Source organism: Bradyrhizobium sp. 132 (genome assembly GCF_023074185.1).
Classification (GTDB): Bacteria; Pseudomonadota; Alphaproteobacteria; order Rhizobiales; family Xanthobacteraceae; genus Bradyrhizobium.
Genome location: NZ_JADPKY010000126.1, coordinates 180014 through 195735 on the forward strand (window position 1 = coordinate 180014; position 15722 = coordinate 195735).

General features: G+C 63.9%; 14 protein-coding genes. All 14 read right to left on the reverse strand.

Features of this window, described 5'->3' with window-relative positions:
* Window positions 1-134 precede the first annotated feature (134 nt).
* The gene (locus IVA74_RS26480) at window positions 135-1187 is read right to left on the reverse strand and encodes an oligopeptide/dipeptide ABC transporter ATP-binding protein (RefSeq protein ID WP_247349294.1); all 1053 of its coding nucleotides are present in this window, start codon (window positions 1185-1187) and stop codon (window positions 135-137) included.
* A complete protein-coding gene (locus IVA74_RS26485; protein WP_247349295.1) occupies window positions 1180-2160 on the reverse strand; it encodes an ABC transporter ATP-binding protein in 981 nt (326 codons plus the stop codon). Before IVA74_RS26485 ends, IVA74_RS26480 begins: the two co-directional genes overlap by 8 nt.
* Window positions 2157-2978: an ABC transporter permease gene (locus IVA74_RS26490; protein ID WP_247349296.1), complete on the reverse strand. Its 822-nt coding sequence runs from the start codon at window positions 2976-2978 to the stop codon at window positions 2157-2159. Before IVA74_RS26490 ends, IVA74_RS26485 begins: the two co-directional genes overlap by 4 nt.
* A complete protein-coding gene (locus IVA74_RS26495; protein WP_247349478.1) occupies window positions 2975-3898 on the reverse strand; it encodes an ABC transporter permease in 924 nt (307 codons plus the stop codon). The genes IVA74_RS26490 and IVA74_RS26495 overlap by 4 nt, the downstream gene beginning before the upstream one ends.
* A 60-nt stretch (window positions 3899-3958) precedes the next feature.
* Window positions 3959-5548, reverse strand: a complete 1590-nt coding sequence (locus tag IVA74_RS26500; protein WP_247349297.1) for an ABC transporter substrate-binding protein — start codon at window positions 5546-5548, stop codon at window positions 3959-3961.
* Window positions 5549-5680: 132 nt separating this feature from the next.
* The gene (gene mtnK, locus IVA74_RS26505; RefSeq protein ID WP_247349300.1) at window positions 5681-6967 is read right to left on the reverse strand and encodes an S-methyl-5-thioribose kinase; all 1287 of its coding nucleotides are present in this window, start codon (window positions 6965-6967) and stop codon (window positions 5681-5683) included.
* Window positions 6968-7002: 35 nt separating this feature from the next.
* Window positions 7003-7350, reverse strand: coding sequence for a hypothetical protein (locus IVA74_RS26510; protein WP_247349301.1), 348 nt, complete (start codon window positions 7348-7350; stop codon window positions 7003-7005).
* A 32-nt stretch (window positions 7351-7382) separates the two neighbouring features.
* Complete coding sequence (locus tag IVA74_RS26515; protein ID WP_247349302.1) at window positions 7383-7658, reverse strand: DUF1467 family protein; 276 nt, start codon at window positions 7656-7658, stop codon at window positions 7383-7385.
* A gap of 10 nt (window positions 7659-7668) precedes the next feature.
* Window positions 7669-8073, reverse strand: a complete 405-nt coding sequence (mce, locus tag IVA74_RS26520; protein ID WP_007603572.1) for a methylmalonyl-CoA epimerase — start codon at window positions 8071-8073, stop codon at window positions 7669-7671.
* 69 nt (window positions 8074-8142) lie between these two features.
* A complete protein-coding gene (locus IVA74_RS26525; protein ID WP_247349304.1) occupies window positions 8143-9813 on the reverse strand; it encodes a ribonuclease J in 1671 nt (556 codons plus the stop codon).
* Window positions 9813-10619: a biotin--[acetyl-CoA-carboxylase] ligase gene (locus tag IVA74_RS26530; protein WP_247349306.1), complete on the reverse strand. Its 807-nt coding sequence runs from the start codon at window positions 10617-10619 to the stop codon at window positions 9813-9815. The genes IVA74_RS26525 and IVA74_RS26530 overlap by 1 nt, the downstream gene beginning before the upstream one ends.
* A gap of 1 nt (window position 10620) precedes the next feature.
* Window positions 10621-12057 carry an NADH-quinone oxidoreductase subunit NuoN gene (gene nuoN / locus IVA74_RS26535; protein WP_247349307.1) on the reverse strand — a complete coding sequence of 479 codons (1437 nt, stop codon included), beginning with the start codon at window positions 12055-12057 and terminating at the stop codon, window positions 10621-10623.
* 22 nt (window positions 12058-12079) lie between these two features.
* On the reverse strand, window positions 12080-13588 hold the full coding sequence (locus tag IVA74_RS26540) for an NADH-quinone oxidoreductase subunit M (protein WP_247349308.1): 1509 nt from the start codon (window positions 13586-13588) through the stop codon (window positions 12080-12082).
* A complete protein-coding gene (gene nuoL / locus IVA74_RS26545) occupies window positions 13589-15688 on the reverse strand; it encodes an NADH-quinone oxidoreductase subunit L (protein WP_247349309.1) in 2100 nt (699 codons plus the stop codon). It lies immediately after the preceding gene.
* Between the last annotated feature and the right edge of the window lie 34 nt (window positions 15689-15722).

The following is a 15722-nucleotide window of genomic DNA, read 5'->3' on the forward strand; positions in this document are numbered from 1 at the left end:
ACCGCCCCCAAGAATCAACCCCACGCGATTGCCCATGGGCGGGCCACAAAGCGTCAGGCTGTCAGGACAGACCGGAAGTAACCAGCGGGCCACTAGAGCGACCCTTTTGAGCACGACGGACGCGCCTTTCATCCTTAGGGATGCCCGCCCTCGGTCGAAGCCAATTGCGTCTGACCAACAATCTCGTCAGCACGCCAGCACCGGACCTCATGCCCGTCGGCTCGCGTTTCCAGCACCGGACCGGGCTCGCTCCGACATACGTCCTCGGCGTAGCGACAACGCGGACTAAACGCGCATCCGTTCGGCGGATTGAGGGGATTGGGAAGGTCGCCGCCTGTCGTCGCGAGCGGTGCATGGTGCAGGGGATCGGGGATGGCGGCGATCAGGGCTTGCGTATAGGGGTGCGCGGGCCGTTCGAAGATTTCGCGCCAGTCGCCGTTCTCGACGATGCGGCCGAGATACATCACGGCGACCCGGTCGCTCATGTGTTCGACCACGCCGAGGTCGTGGCTGATCATGATGAACGACAAGCCGAGCGTTTCCTTCAGTTCCAGCAGCAGATTGATGATCTGCGCACGGATCGAGACATCCAGCGCCGACACGGGCTCGTCGCAGATGACGATTTTGGGATTGAGGATCAGGGCGCGCGCAATGCCGATGCGCTGGCGCTGGCCGCCGGAGAATTCATGCGGGTAGCGGTCGGCCTGTTCGGGCCGCAGGCCCACATGCCGCAGCATGATCGCAACGCGGTCCCCGATCTCGCTTGCGGCGGTCACGCCATGCACGCGCAGGGGATCTTCCAGCGTGCGACGAACGGTCTGGCGTGGATTGAGCGAGGCGTAGGGGTCCTGAAACACCATTTGCACGATGCGGGCCAGCGCCTTTCGATCGCCGGATGGCCGGCCCGTCACGACCTGCCCGTCCACCACGATGCGGCCGCGCGTCGGGGTTTGGAGACCAAGGATCGACAATGCGACCGTCGACTTGCCGGAGCCGGACTCGCCGACGAGGCCGAGGCATTCGCCCCGCTTCAACCTGAGATCGACACCGTCGACGGCACGGAGCAGCCGACGGCCGCGCCCCAGCAGGCCGCCTCCGAGCGGAAAATGAACCGCAAGATCCTCGACGCTGAGAATGACATCGTCGTTCGGCCTCCCCTCACCTGGCCTTCCCTGCGGCTCATGCATGGTGATGACACCTGACCAGACCGCCGGCCTCCAGCACATCCGTTCCCGGCACGGTGGTCCGGCAAATATCGGTCGCATGCGCGCAGCGCGGATTGAACCGGCAGCCATGCGGGAAATTCGTGATGGCCGGCACGACGCCCGCGATCTCCTTCAGCCTGGTGCGGCCAAGCGCGGCGCGGCTGCCGAGCCGCGGCAGCGAGGCCACCAGGCCTTGCGTATAGGGGTGCGAGGGCGCCCGGAAGATATCGGCCGAGCCGCGCTCCTCGACGATGCGGCCGGCATACATCACGGCCACGCGGCGACAGACATTCGCGACCAGGCCGAGATCGTGGCTGATCATCAGGATGGCGGTTCCCCGCTCGGCGCATAAATTCCGCATCAGCTCGATGATCTCGGCTTGCACGGTCACGTCGAGTGCCGTTGTCGGCTCGTCGGCGATCAGCAGATCCGGACCGCAGGCGAGCGCGATGGCGATCATGACGCGCTGGCGCATGCCGCCCGACAGCTGGTGCGGGTAATCCTTCACGCGTCGCTCCGGCGCGGGGACGCGGACGCTCGCCAGCGCCTCGACTGCCAGCTGGTTGGCTTCCCGCCAGCTCTTGCCCTTGTGCAGCACGAACATCTCGGCGATCTGCCGGCCCACGGGCGACACCGGGTTCAACGCCGTCATCGGCTCCTGGAAGATCATGGCGATGCGATTGCCGCGCAGCTCCCGTTGCCTGCCGGCTGAAAGTTGCTGGATCTCCCTGCCCTCGAACCGGATGGCGCCGCCGCCGATCGACAACGGCTGCCGCAACAGGCCTATCAAGGCGAGCGCCGTGATGCTCTTGCCGCAGCCGGATTCGCCGACAAGGCCGAATGTCTCGCCGCGATCGATGCGGAATGAAATGCCCTCGACCGCCGCAACGCGCCTCGATCCATCGTCGAGATCGATACGCAGATCCTCGACCTCGATCAGCGGCGCGCCCGTCATGTCCGCCGGCTCCGCGATTGTGGATCGAGAATGTCGCGCAGGCCGTCGCCGAGCAGGTTGAGCCCGAGCACCGTCAGGAAGATGGCGAGGCCCGGAAAGACCGAAAGCCACGGCGCCGTCGTGATCTGGTCGCGGGCATCCGACAACATGCTGCCCCAGCTCGGAAACGGCGGGCGCACGCCGAGGCCGAGGAACGACAATGCGGCTTCGGACAGGACCGCGCTGCCCATGCCGAGTGTGCCGATGACGACGATCGGCCCTAACATGTTCGGCAGCAGCTGCGTGGTCATGATGCGCAAATCACCGTAGCCGAGCACGGTCGCGGCCTGCACATAGCCCTGGCTCCTGAGCGACAGCGCCGAGGCCCGTGCGATCCGGCACGTGAAAGACCAGTTGGTCAAGCCGAGTGCGATCAGCAGGCTGGTCAGGCCGGGACCAAGCACCGCCATGATGGCCAGCGCGAAGATCAGCGATGGGATCGCGAGCATGACGTTGGTCAGGCCGTTGACGACATCGTCCCACCAGCCGCCCCAATAGCCGGCGCTCAGGCCCAGGGCGACGCCGATGACGCTGTTGATGAGCTGCGAGACGATGCCGACCGTCAGCGAGACGCGCGCGCCGTAGACGACGCGGGAATAGATGTCGCGGCCCTGGTCGTCGGTCCCGAACCACCAGGTCCAGCTCGGGGGCTCTTCCGCATTCAACAAATTGGCGTCCATGACGGGATCGGTATGGGCCAGCCAGGGCGCGAGCAGGCCGACCAGGATGGCGAGCGCGAACAGCGCGCCGCCGATGATGAGATTGGCGCGAAGCTTCATGCGTATCTGATCCTGGGATCGATCACGCCGTAGAGCAGGTCGATCAGCAGATTGATCGCGAGAAAGGCTAGCACCACCACGAGAATGGATCCTTGGACGGCCGGAATGTCGCGCTGCAGGACACTGTCAACCAGCAGTGAGCCGATGCCCGGCCAAGAGTACAATTTCTCGACGACAACCGCCTGCCCCATCAACGCGCCGAACTGCAGGCCGACAGTGGTGAGAATGATGACAAGCGCGTTGCGCATCACGTGCCACTTCACGACCCTTGTCTCGCTCATGCCCTTGGAGCGCGCTGTGCGGACGAAATCTGCGGTCATGATCTCGAGGACCGCAGCGCGTGTCGTCCGGGCGAACAGCGCCATCGGCGAGACGCCGAGCGTCACGGCCGGCAGGATCAGATATTTCAGTCCGCCATCACCATAGCCGAAACTCGGCAGCCAGCCGAGCTTCAACGCAAAGAAGTACATCAGCACCAGTCCGAGCCAGAATTTGGCGATCGAAAGGCCCGATACCGCCACGACCATCGCGAGCGTGTCGACGATGCCGCCAGGCTTCAGCGCTGCGATGAAGCCCAGCGGCACGCCGATCACGACGGCAAGTGCCATGGCGGCGAAGATGAGTTGCAGCGTCGGCCACATCCGTTTGGCGATCATGGTCGCGACAGGTTCGCGGGTCCGGAACGATGTTCCGAAATCACCTGTCACGAGCTTGGCGATGTAGGCGCCGAACCGCACATAGACGGGATCGTCGAGGCCGAGCTGCTTCTTCATGCGCAGCTCGACCTGTGGATCGCTGTCGTCGCTCATGGACGAGACGATGCTGCCGGGAACGACGCTGAACAGCACGAAGACCAGCAGCACGACGGCGAGCACTGTCGGAATGGTTTGCAGGAGACGACGGAACAGGAAGGGGAGCATCGGCACTTTTCCTCTCTCCCTCCATCGTTCGTTGCGATGGAGGGAGCCCGAGAGCGCGTATCACTTCGCGGGCGAGGTCTCATCGACCCAGAGGTCTTCGACGTTCTGATGGGTCAGCTCCGTCGCGTTCAGCTGAATCCCCTTGAGCCACGGCTGCACCGCCATGACCGCCTTGTTGTAGTTGAAGAACCAGACCGGCGCCTCTTCGTAGAGCAGCGCGTTGGCCTTTTGCAGCAGCTGGGCGCGCTTGGCGGGATCGTCGGCCTGTCCGGCCTCATCGACCATCTTGTCGAAGTCGGCATTTTTGAAGTTCATGTAGTTGCAGGCTGGTTGCGGCGTCGCCGAGTGGAAGCATTTGAGGGCGGCCTGCGGATCCGGGCCGCTCGCCTGGGAATAGATGAAGGCCTGGTAATCGCCGCTGCGAACCACCTCCGCCAGTACCGCGGTCTCGACCTGCTTGACTTTCACCTTGATGCCGACCTTGTCCAGCATCGGGATGACGGCCGAGACGATCGGCAGACCCCAGCTTTCATTCTGGCTGGTGGTCCATTCGAATTCGAAGCCCGAGGGATAGCCGGCGTCAGCGAGCAGCTGCTTGGCCTTGGCGGGATCGAAGGCGTAGGGCTTCATGGCCTTGTCGTAGGCGGGCGAGGTCAGCGGCAGCCAGCTGGTGGCGCGATAGGCCTTGCCCTTGACCAGCTTGTTGATGATCAGGTCGGTGTCGATCGCATAGTTGATCGCCTGCCGGACCCGCTTGTCGGCGAACGGCTTGAACGCGGGGTTCATCCCCATGTAGCGGGTGAAGACCTCGGCGACCTCGACGACGGTGCCCTTGAGGTCGGCGTCGTTCTGATAGGCGACATATTGCGCCGGTCCCAGCACCGAGGTGTCGATCTCCTTGTTGCGGAAGGCGACATCGCGTGCCGCGGCCTCGCCCATGACCGACACGATGATCTTGTCGGCGTAAGGCTTGCCGGGCTTGTAGAAGCGGTCCCACCGCTCCAGAACGATGCGCGATCCCGGCACGTGCTCGACGAATTTGAAGGGCCCAAGACCGATCGGCTTCTGGAGAAAGCTCTCCTTGGCGGCTTCGTCGGCGGGATAGATCGAAGTTATTGCGTTCCAGAAGTAGAAGCCTGGATCGACTTTCTCGGTCAGCTTCATCTCAAGTGTGAAGTCGTCGATTTTCTTCAGGCCGGAGATCTCCTTGGCCTGGCCCTTCTCGACCGCGGCCGCGCCCTCGATCACGCGGACATAGCGCGCGCCGGGATAGGCCTTGGTGCCGTCCATGATGCGGTTGTAGGTCCAGATGATGTCGTCGGCCGTCATCTTGCGGCCATTGTGGAAATAGGCGTCATCGCGCAGCTTGAAGGTGTGAACGAGACCTCCGCCCGAGACGACGTCCTCCTTGGCAAGTTCCAGAACCGGCTTGCCTTCCGTGGAATTCCAGATGTAGAGCGATCGATGCAGAGCCTTGGCGTAGATTTCGTCCTGGGCGCGCTGCGTCGTATGAATGTCCAGGCTTGTGAAGCTCGAACCATAAGGCGCGGTCATGCGGATGGTTCCGCCCTTGCGCGGAGTCTGGGCCTCCGCCGAGGCGACGAGCGCCAGTCCAAAACCAGCGACGATTGCCACTATCCTGAAGATCATGTGTCCCCCAACAACGCAGGCGTGCTCCGGTTCGAGAGTTGACCATCCGCGGCACGTCGAGCGCAAGCGCCTTGAAGGGGTTGACGTATGCGAGCCTAGCGCTCGGGCCCCGCCGATTTGTGAGTACGTGCCCTAGCCAGTCGCGAGCTCCGGCTGCCAGTCGCGCAATTTTCGCGCTGCAGCAGTGACGTCCGCAATGGTCGGAAATGCCCCCGCCTCCAGCATCATCGTCCTTGCCAGCCTCACGGCGCGTGCTTCGCTGATCGCGCGCCTGCGCGGATCCTCGATCAGCTCGAAATCGATATTGTGGGCGAGACCGAAGATGCGGCGGATGGTTTTTGCCGCAGCGAAGCCGACCGTGTCGGCGAACAAGCGCTGCATGTAGACCTGCCGCTCGGCCTCAAGCCGCGCGGCGCCCTTCTCTCCTGCGAAAAGCGAGGCCGGGTAGGCATCTCCTGCCGCGCCAGCGCGCCAGAGGTCGAGGAATTTGCGGGCGAACTCGTTCCAGACCTGCTCGACGGTCTCGAGCACCCAGCCTTCAAAGGCGCGGCGGTCCCCCGGCGAGCGCTCGTGGCCTGATGACGCGAAATAGGCCATCAGCAGGTTTGCCAGCACAGCGCCGACATCAAACCCCATCGGACCATAGAACGCGAACTCGGGATCGATCACCCGCGTTTGGCCCTCCGTCACCATGACCGAGCCGGTGTGAAGGTCCCCGTGGATCAGCGCCTCGGGGCTCGCCATGAATTTCAGCTTCAGCCGGGAGATCGCGATATGCAATTCCAAATCAGCACGCAGGCTCGCGGCTAGTGTGTTGAGGTAGGGCACGGTCCAGTGGTTCTGTACGGCCACGCGGTACGGATCGGTGAAGATCAAATCCTCGGTGATCTTGCACAGCGCATGGTTGCCGGCGAAGTCCGCGATGGCCTCCTTTTTGTCGGCCGCCGACAGCGCGAGGTCGGAGGTGAAGAACAAGGTCCGGGCCATGAAGGTGGTGATGTCATTGGCGAAGCCCGGATATTGCGTTCCCGCGACCATCCCCTTGCGCATGATGATGTGCGGCTCGAGCAGCTCCATCACCGTCAGCGCCAGCGCCTCGTCGTGATGCAGCAATGCCGGCACGAGGCAGGGCGCGAGCTGGGCCTGCCGGGACAGAGCGAGATATTCGTAATGGGCCCGGGACAGCGGCAGCGGCCAGCTCTCGCCGACGAGGCGGACATAGGGCAGCGCCTGCTTCACGGCGACACCGCTGCGGCCGCCCTTCACGATAAAGACGAGATTGAGGTTGCCGTCGCCGACTTCGGTGATCGACCAGGAGGCAGCCTCGCCGCCGAGAAGCGCCTTGAGGTCCGGAACGCCTGCGAGATAGTCCCGCAAGTCAGCCTCATGCAGAATCCGGTACCCCTCCGCCTGCGCCATGACGATCCCATCCCATGCTTGTTATGGCCGGATCGCTACTCCCGCTCCAGGAAGCTTGAGCCGATCTCGGCCTTTCTTTTGACCGGATCGTAATCGCAATAGACGTTGTCCGCCACCAGCGTGTAGCTGGCGCTGACATTGTATTTGTCGAGCTTGACCGAGTTCAGGCCGATGACCGAGGTGCTCTTGCCCCCGTTCCATTTGAACGGCGTCGAGCTCTTGGCCTGCTCGCAGGCCATCACCGCGTCGTTGAAGACGTAGCCCTCGACAAACGCCTTCAGGGTGCGCACCTGCGCGGCCATCTTCCACTCGAAATAGCCGATCGCACCGAGACCGGCGACGATCAGCACCAACAGCGCGATGACGATTCTCTGAAAAATCATTCGTCCCCCCAAACCCACGCAACCGGAAAATTCTAAAACGGCATTCCCATCAATTTCGACAGACGTTCGATCGAGAGATACCCGGCGTGATAGGCCGCTATGCCGATCCCGTAGATGATGGCCGAGATGATCGTGGTCCAGATCAGCTTGCGCCGCATGCCGGTCAGGATCGGTGCGCCGGGATCGGTGCCTGGCGTGCCCACGCCGTCCTCGTGCTGGCTGCGTACGCCGAACGGCAGCGTCAGAAACAGTGCAATCCACCAGATGACGAAGTAGATCGCGAGCGCGGTTGAGAGCTGGATCGCCATGGCTTCGGCCTTACGCCTGCTCGATTTCGACCAGCGCGCCGGAAAAATCCTTCGGATGCAGGAACAGCACCGGCTTGCCGTGGGCGCCGATCTTCGGCACGCCGTCGCCAAGCACGCGTGCGCCCTCTTTCACCAGCGTGTCGCGCGAGGCGATGATGTCCACCACCTCGTAGCAGACATGATGGATGCCGCCGTCGGCGTTGCGGTCCAGGAATTTTGCGATCGGCGAGGCCTCGCCGAGCGGCTCGATGAACTCGATCTTGGTGTTGGGCAGGGTCGCGAACACGGTGGTGACGCCATGCTCGGGCAGCGCGACGGCCTCCGAGATCTGGGCCCCGAATGCGGCGCCATAGATTTTGGCGGCCTTGACGGCGTCCTTGGTCGCGATCGCGACATGGTTGAGCCGGCCCAGCATGTTTCTTCTCCCTCAGAGCATGATCCGGAAAAGTGTGAAGCGGTTTTCCGATGAGATCATGCTCAAACTTTATACTGTCAGCACATGTACCAGACAGGGGGGCTTTTTACCCCAATGTTCGTTGATCACGGAGCGGACAGCGCGTCGCACCGACTCCGCCAGCGCATCCGCGTCGCGACGGCGCGCCTTCGGCAGGCCTTCGATGGTGGAGACCACGGCGTCGAAGACGATGTCGTCGAAGGGCTCGCCCGCTTTGTTCTTGTCGGGGATGCCGATCAGATCGACCTCGGGATCGTCGACGAGCTCGCCTTGCTGCGTCATGGCGATAGCCACGAAGGCGCAGCCGGAGAAGGCCAAGCGGCGCCGCTCGATCACCGCGCGGGACTTGGAGTCCTCCAGAATCGTGCCGTCCTTGTAGAGACGGCCCGCGGGCACTTGCCCGATGATGCCGGGATCGCCGGGGCCGAGCTTGACCAGGTCGCCGTTGCGGCAGACCAGGACGCGCGGCACGCCGGCGGCACGCGCGAGCTTGGCGTGCTCGTTCAGGTGCAGGGCCTCGCCATGGACGGGGATCAGGAGCTGCGGCCGGGTCCAGGCGATCATGTCGCGCAATTCGTCGCGACGTGGATGACCGGAGACATGGACCAGCTGGTCGCGGTCGGTGATGACCTCCACGCCCTGTAAAACCAGGCCATTGATGATGGCGCCGACCGCCTTCTCGTTGCCGGGAATGGTGCGCGAGGAGAAGATCACGCTATCGCCGCGGTTGAGCGTGATCTCGGGATGGTCGTCATTGGCGATGCGCGCCAGCGCGGCACGGGGCTCGCCCTGGCTGCCGGTGCAGAGCGCCAGCACCTTGTCTTGCGGCAGATGACCGTAGACCTCGGGGGAGCGGAAACTCTGCACGCCGTCGAGATAGCCGGTCTCGCGCGCGACCTGCACCACGCGCTCCATGGCGCGGCCGACCACGACGACCTCACGGTCGGCGGCCTTCGCAGCGATGGCGACCGCCTTGAGGCGCGCGACATTGGAAGCAAAGGTCGTGACTGCGACGCGGCCCTTGGCGGCCTTGACGAGCTCGGTGATGGATCTCGCAACCTCGGCTTCCGAGGGTGAGCGGCCGTCGCGCACGGCGTTGGTGGAATCGCCGATCAAGGCGAGCAGGCCCTGATCGCCGAGCTCGCGCAGCCGCTTTTCGTCGGTCGGGCGGCCGATGATCGGGGTCGGATCGATCTTCCAGTCGCCGGTGTGCAGCACCGTGCCGACTTCGGTGTGAATCGCCAGCGCATGCGACTCCGGAATCGAGTGCGCGACGGGGATGAACTCGACGTTGAACGGACCGATATCGACGCGCCCGCCGGACGGCACCACCGTCACCGGGATCTTCGGCGCATTGCGCTCGGCGGCGCATTTGGCTTCGAACAGCGCGGCGCTGAACTGCGTCGCATAGATCGGGCATTTCAGCCTCGGCCACAGGTCGATGATGGCGCCGAAATGGTCCTCATGGGCGTGGGTCAGCACCAGGCCCATCAGGTTCTTGCGCTCCTTCTCCAGAAAGCTGATGTCGGGCATGATCAGGTCGATGCCCGGCAGATGCTCCTCGTCGCCGAAGGAGACGCCGAGATCGATCGCCAGCCAGGCGCGCTGCTGGCGGTTGCCGAGGCCGTAGATCGACAAATTCATGCCGATCTCGCCGACACCGCCGAGCGGTGCAAATACCAGTTCTTCAGGCTTCGCCATCACGCAGCTCCCACGGAGGCGGCCGAGCCAAAGAACACCTCGCCCGCGGCCACCGGCACGCGCCGGCCCTCCGCGGTGCGGACGATCAGGCAGCCGGCGTCGTCGATCGTGTCAAAAATGCCTTCCAGCGTCATCACTCCCGTGTGGATCGCAACCCGCTCGCCGAGGCCGGCGGCGCGCTCCAACCATAGTTTGCGGATCTCGGCAAAGCCGCGACCATTGTCCCAGATGCTGCGGAACTCCACCCAGGCGTCAGAGAGTGCCGAGAACAGCTCCTCCGCGCTGATCTGGACGCCGAGCGCGGCGAGCGACACCGCCGGCGTCGGCGTGCCCTCGGGCGCGGCGACGACGTTGGTGCCGATGCCGACGACGATGGCAAGGCGCTCGCCGATGGCTTCGGCCTCAAGGCCGATACCGACCAGCTTCTTGCCGCCGGCAAGCACGTCGTTAGGCCATTTCAGGGTGTAGCGGGGACGACCCTCGCCGAGGCGCAGTGCAGCCTCCAGGCTCACCTTCTCCAGCGCGGCCTCCTCGGCCAGCCCGGCCGCAAAGCCGATCGTCGCGGCGACAGACGGGGCAACGTCCAGGACTTCGAGGACGCTGGCGGCGAGGTTGCCCTTTGGTGCGATCCAGGCGCGCTGGCGGCGGCCACGGCCGGCGGTCTGCTCCGACGTGACGAACCACATCGGGCCGCGTTCGCCGCCCCTGGCGTGCTCGATCGCCTCGGTATTGGTCGAGCCGGTCCGTTCGAAAGCCGCGAGCTTGTAGCCCGCCGACAGAGCGCTGGGACCGAGCGCGAATGCCATCCTAGAACAGCGACTTTGCCGCGGCGGAGGCGACGCTCACCACCGGACCCGCGAACAGGGCGAACAGGATATTGAACAGGCCCGCGACCGCCAGCACCGTCCGCACCTCGACCCTGACAGGATCGACCTGCCCGGCCGGCTCGTCGAAATACATCGTTTTGACGATGCTGAGATAATAGTAGGCGCCTACCACGCTGGTCAGCACGCCGACGACAGCGAGCGTGAACAAATTCGCCTTGATGGCGGCGACGAAGACGTACCATTTGGCAAAGAAGCCGGCGAGCGGCGGGATGCCGGCGAGCGAGAACAGCAGCATCGCGAACATGAAGGCGAGCAGCGGATTGGTCCGCGACAAACCGGCGAAATCGCTGATTTGCTCGACGGGCTGGCCGTTGCGCTTCATGGCGAGGATGACCGAGAACGAACCGAGCGTCATCGCGACATAGATCACGATGTACATCAAGACGCCCTGCGCGCCCTCGACCGTGCCTGCGGCAAGACCGACCAGGGCAAAGCCCATGTGGCCGATCGAGGAATAGGCCATCAGGCGCTTGATGTTGCTCTGGCCGATCGCGGCGAACGAGCCCAGCGCCATCGAGGCGATTGCCACGAACACCAGGATCTGCTGCCACTGCGAGACGATGCCCGGGAATGCGGTGAGCGTGACGCGGGTGAAGACGGCGAGCGCGGCAACCTTCGGCGCCGAGGCGAAGAAGGCGGTGACCGGGGTCGGCGCGCCCTCGTAGACGTCCGGCGTCCACATGTGGAACGGGACCGCCGAGACCTTGAAGCAGAGGCCGGCGAGCAGGAACACCAGACCGAACACCAGGCCGACATTCGAGACAGTCGCGGCCGCCGCGATGCCGGTGAAGGTCACAGTACCGGTGAAGCCATAGATCAGAGAGGAACCGTACAGCAGCATACCCGAGGATAGCGCGCCGAGCACGAAATACTTCAGACCGGCTTCAGTCGACTTGGCGTTGTCGCGGTTCGAGGTCGCCACGACGTAGAGCGCGAGCGACATCAATTCGAGGCCGAGATAGAGCGATATCAGATCGCCGGCCGAGATCAGCACCATCATGCCGAGAGTCGAGAGCAGCACCAGGATCGCGTATTCGAAGATGCGGCGCGACGGGTCGGACAGGAACTCAGTCGACAGCACCAGCGTCACCGCCGAGCCGATCAGGGCCAGTATCTTCATGAAGCGGGCAAAATCATCGACGATGAAGCTGCCGCCGAAGGTCACCTGCTTGCCCGCGGGCAGCATGTATTCGAGCACGCCGACCACGATCAGGAGCAGCACCGCAAGCGTCGTGACCGTCTTGGTGGTCTCCTGCCCGCGATAGGCACCGAGCATCAGCAGCGCCATGGCGCCGATTGCGAGCACGAGCTCGGGCAGCACCGGCGCCAGTTGATAACCTGCAGTCTCAAAGCTCATGGCGATATCCTGACCTGCCCGCTCACTGGAGCAGTGCGGCGGCCTTCACGGCCGTCACAGCGGTGTTGTAATTGTTGACGAGTTGCTGGACCGAGGCCGCCGACATGTCGAGCACCGGCTTCGGGTAGATACCGAACAGGATCGTCAGCGCGATCAGCGGGAACAGCGTCAGGCACTCCCGGAAGGTGAGATCCTTCATGCTCATCAGCGACGGCTTGACCAGCGCTCCGAACACCACCTTACGGTAAAGCCAGAGCGCGTAGCAGGCCGACAGGATCACGCCGAAGGTGGCGAAGAACGCGGTCGGGATCGAGACCTTGAAGGTGCCGAGCAGCGTCATGAACTCGCCGACGAAGCCGGAGGTGCCGGGCAGACCGACATTGGCCATGGTGAAGACCATGAAAGTCAGCGCGTAGAGCGGCATCCGGTTGACGAGGCCGCCATAGGCCGCGATGTCGCGGGTATGCATGCGGTCGTAGACGATGCCGACGCAGAGGAACAGCGCGCCGGAGACGATGCCGTGCGAGATCATCTGGAACACGCCACCGGCGACGCCCTGCATCGTGCCGGCAAAGATGCCCATGGTGACGAAGCCCATATGCGCAACTGACGAGTACGCAATCAGCTTCTTCATGTCCTCCTGCATCAGCGCCACCAGCGAGGTGTAGATGATGGCGATGGCCGAAAGCGTGAAGACCAGCGGCGCGAAGTCGTGCGAGGCCAGCGGGAACATCGGCAGCGAGAAGCGCAGGAAGCCGTAGCCGCCCATCTTCAGGAGAATCGCAGCGAGGACCACGGAGCCGGCCGTCGGCGCCTCGACGTGCGCGTCGGGGAGCCAGGTGTGCACCGGCCACATCGGCATCTTCACCGCGAACGAGGCGAAGAAGGCCAGCCAGGCCCAGGTCTGCAACGAGCGCGGCACGGCCGTGTGCATCAGGGTCGGGATGTCGGTGGTGCCGCCGTTCCAGTACAGCGCCATGATGGCGAGCAGCATCAGGACCGAGCCGAGCAGCGTGTAGAGGAAGAACTTGAAGGACGCGTAGACCCGGCGCGGACCGCCCCAGACCCCGATGATCAGGAACATCGGGATCAGGCCGCCTTCGAAGAACAGGTAGAACAGCACGAGATCGAGCGCCGAGAAGGTGCCGATCATCAGCGTTTCCAGGATCAGGAACGCCATCATGTATTCGCGGACGCGGTTGGTGATCGCCTTCCAGCTCGCGATGATGCAGAACGGCATGATGGCGGTGGTCAGGATCACCAGCGGCAGCGAAATGCCGTCCACGCCCATGTGATAGGTGATGCCGGTGGCGAGCCAGTTCGCCTTCTCGACGAACTGGAAGTCGGCGTTCGACGCGTCGAACCGCATGACCAGGATCACCGATACCGCGAAGGTGATCAGCGTGGTCCAGAGCGCGATCCAGCGCGAGTTGCGCCGGGCCGCCTCGTCATCGCCGCGGCTGAGATAGACGATCAGCGCGCCGACCAGCGGCAGGAACGTCGTGACGGATAGAATTGGCCAGGTCGTCATTTACTGGCCTCCAAGGCCGAACATGAACCAGGTGATCAGGCCGGCGGCACCGATCAGCATGGCGAACGCGTAGTGATAGAGATAGCCGGTCTGGATCTTCACGACGTTGCGGGTGACATCCAGCACGCGGGCCGAGATGCCGTCGGGGCCGAGGCCGTCGATGATGAAGCCGTCGCCCTTCTTCCAGAGCTGATAGCCGATCCACTTCGCCGGACGGACAAAGATGAGATCGTAGAGCTCGTCGAAGTACCATTTGTTGAGCAGGAACTTGTACAGCATCGGCTGCGTGTTCGCGAGCTCGACCGGCAGATAGGGCCGGCGGATGTAGAACAGGTACGACACCAGGAAGCCCAGCACCATCATCACCGTCGGCAGGAAGGCGATGGTCTCGGGGATGTGGTGCATCCCCTCGATGATGTGCGGATTCATCTTCACGGACTCGCGGAAGAACTCCTCGATGCCGTGACCGGCAAACAGCTCCTTGAACGGGAAGCCGGCCAAGATAGAGCCGACCGCGAGCACGCCGATCGGGATCAGCATCCAGATCGGCGCTTCATGCGCAGCCTCGTAGTGATGCTCGTCCTGGGGCTCGCCGTGGAAGGTCTTGAAGATCAGGCGCCACGAATAGAACGAGGTCAGGCCGGCCGCGACGACCGTCATCACGAAGCCGTACATCGCGAACGGATTGTGCGAGGCGTAGGCGGACTCGATGATCGCGTCCTTGGAGAAATAGCCGGCGGTCAGCGGGAAGCCGGTGAGCGCGAGCGTGCCGACCACCATCACCGCGTAGGTGTAGGGGATCTTGCGCCAGAGGCCGCCCATGTTGCGGATGTCCTGCTCGTGATGCATCGCGTAGATCACCGAGCCGGAGCCCAAGAACAAGAGCGCCTTGAAGAAGGCATGCGTGAACAAATGGAACATGCCGACCGAATAGGCCCCTGCTCCCATCGCCACGAACATGTAGCCGAGCTGCGAACAGGTCGAGTAAGCGACGATGCGCTTGATGTCGTTCTGGACGAGGCCGATGGTCGCCGCGAAGAACGCCGTTGTGGCGCCGAAGAACATCACGACGGCCTGCGCGTTCGGCGCGAGCTCGAACAGCGGCGACAGGCGCGCCACCATGAACACACCGGCGGTGACCATGGTCGCCGCGTGGATCAGCGCCGACACCGGGGTCGGGCCCTCCATCGCGTCCGGCAACCAGGTGTGCAGAAGGAACTGCGCCGATTTGCCCATCGCGCCCATGAACAGCAGCAGGCAGGTCAGGGTCAGCGCATCGGCGTGCCAGCCGAGGAAGTCGATGGTCTTGCCGGTCAGGCTCGGAGCTGCATGGAAGATGGTCTCGAAATCGGTCGAGCCGACCAGCAGGAAGATCGCGAAAATGCCGAGCGCGAAGCCGAAATCGCCGACGCGGTTGACCACGAAGGCCTTGATGGCGGCCGCGTTCGCCGACGGCTTCTGGTACCAGAAGCCGATCAGGAGATAGCTCGCCAGACCCACGCCTTCCCAGCCGAAGAACAGCTGCACGAGGTTGTCCGCGGTCACCAGCATCAGCATGGCGAAGGTGAACAGGCTGAGATAGCCGAAGAAGCGCGGCCGGTTCGGGTCCTCGTCCATGTAGCCGATGGAATAGAGGTGCACGAGCGAGGACACGGTGGTGACCACCACCAGCATCACCGCGGTGAGCGTGTCGACCCGCAGCGTCCAGTAGACCTGGAGATCGCCGGAGAGAATCCACGGCAACAGCGGAATGCGCATGTCGTGGTGCATGAAGCCGACGTCGACCAGCGTCATCCAGGACAGCGCCGCCGACACGAACAGGAACGCCGTGGTGATCAGCTCGGCGCCGCGCGAGCCCGCCGCGGGCGGCTCGGAGACGTGATGGTCGTCGTGGCCGTCGCCGGGCTCGTGATGGGACTCCTGGATGACCGATGCATCCTCGTTGATCGTATCGGACGCATGCGCCTGTGCGCCGTGTCCGTGATCATCGTGGTGCTCGACCGTGTCGCCCGAGGGGTTGCGGGCATGCGCGCCGAACAGCGCGATCATGCCGGCCAGAATGGCCCCCAGCAGAGGCAGAAAGACGATTGCCTGGACCATGACTTATTTCTCTTTGCGCATGATCTGACCGGAA

Excerpts from the sequence above, each read along its gene's own strand:
- IVA74_RS26480 (WP_247349294.1), bottom strand. The coding sequence starts at position 1,187 with ATGCATGAGCCGCAGGGAAGGCCAGGTGAGGGGAGGCCGAACGACGAT.
- IVA74_RS26485 (WP_247349295.1), bottom strand. The coding sequence starts at position 2,160 with ATGACGGGCGCGCCGCTGATCGAGGTCGAGGATCTGCGTATCGATCTC.
- IVA74_RS26490 (WP_247349296.1), bottom strand. The coding sequence starts at position 2,978 with ATGAAGCTTCGCGCCAATCTCATCATCGGCGGCGCGCTGTTCGCGCTC.
- IVA74_RS26495 (WP_247349478.1), bottom strand. The coding sequence starts at position 3,898 with ATGCTCCCCTTCCTGTTCCGTCGTCTCCTGCAAACCATTCCGACAGTG.
- IVA74_RS26500 (WP_247349297.1), bottom strand. The coding sequence starts at position 5,548 with ATGATCTTCAGGATAGTGGCAATCGTCGCTGGTTTTGGACTGGCGCTC.
- mtnK (WP_247349300.1), bottom strand. The coding sequence starts at position 6,967 with ATGGCGCAGGCGGAGGGGTACCGGATTCTGCATGAGGCTGACTTGCGG.
- IVA74_RS26510 (WP_247349301.1), bottom strand. The coding sequence starts at position 7,350 with ATGATTTTTCAGAGAATCGTCATCGCGCTGTTGGTGCTGATCGTCGCC.
- IVA74_RS26515 (WP_247349302.1), bottom strand. The coding sequence starts at position 7,658 with ATGGCGATCCAGCTCTCAACCGCGCTCGCGATCTACTTCGTCATCTGG.
- mce (WP_007603572.1), bottom strand. The coding sequence starts at position 8,073 with ATGCTGGGCCGGCTCAACCATGTCGCGATCGCGACCAAGGACGCCGTC.
- IVA74_RS26525 (WP_247349304.1), bottom strand. The coding sequence starts at position 9,813 with ATGGCGAAGCCTGAAGAACTGGTATTTGCACCGCTCGGCGGTGTCGGC.
- IVA74_RS26530 (WP_247349306.1), bottom strand. The coding sequence starts at position 10,619 with ATGGCATTCGCGCTCGGTCCCAGCGCTCTGTCGGCGGGCTACAAGCTC.
- nuoN (WP_247349307.1), bottom strand. The coding sequence starts at position 12,057 with ATGAGCTTTGAGACTGCAGGTTATCAACTGGCGCCGGTGCTGCCCGAG.
- IVA74_RS26540 (WP_247349308.1), bottom strand. The coding sequence starts at position 13,588 with ATGACGACCTGGCCAATTCTATCCGTCACGACGTTCCTGCCGCTGGTC.
- nuoL (WP_247349309.1), bottom strand. The coding sequence starts at position 15,688 with ATGGTCCAGGCAATCGTCTTTCTGCCTCTGCTGGGGGCCATTCTGGCC.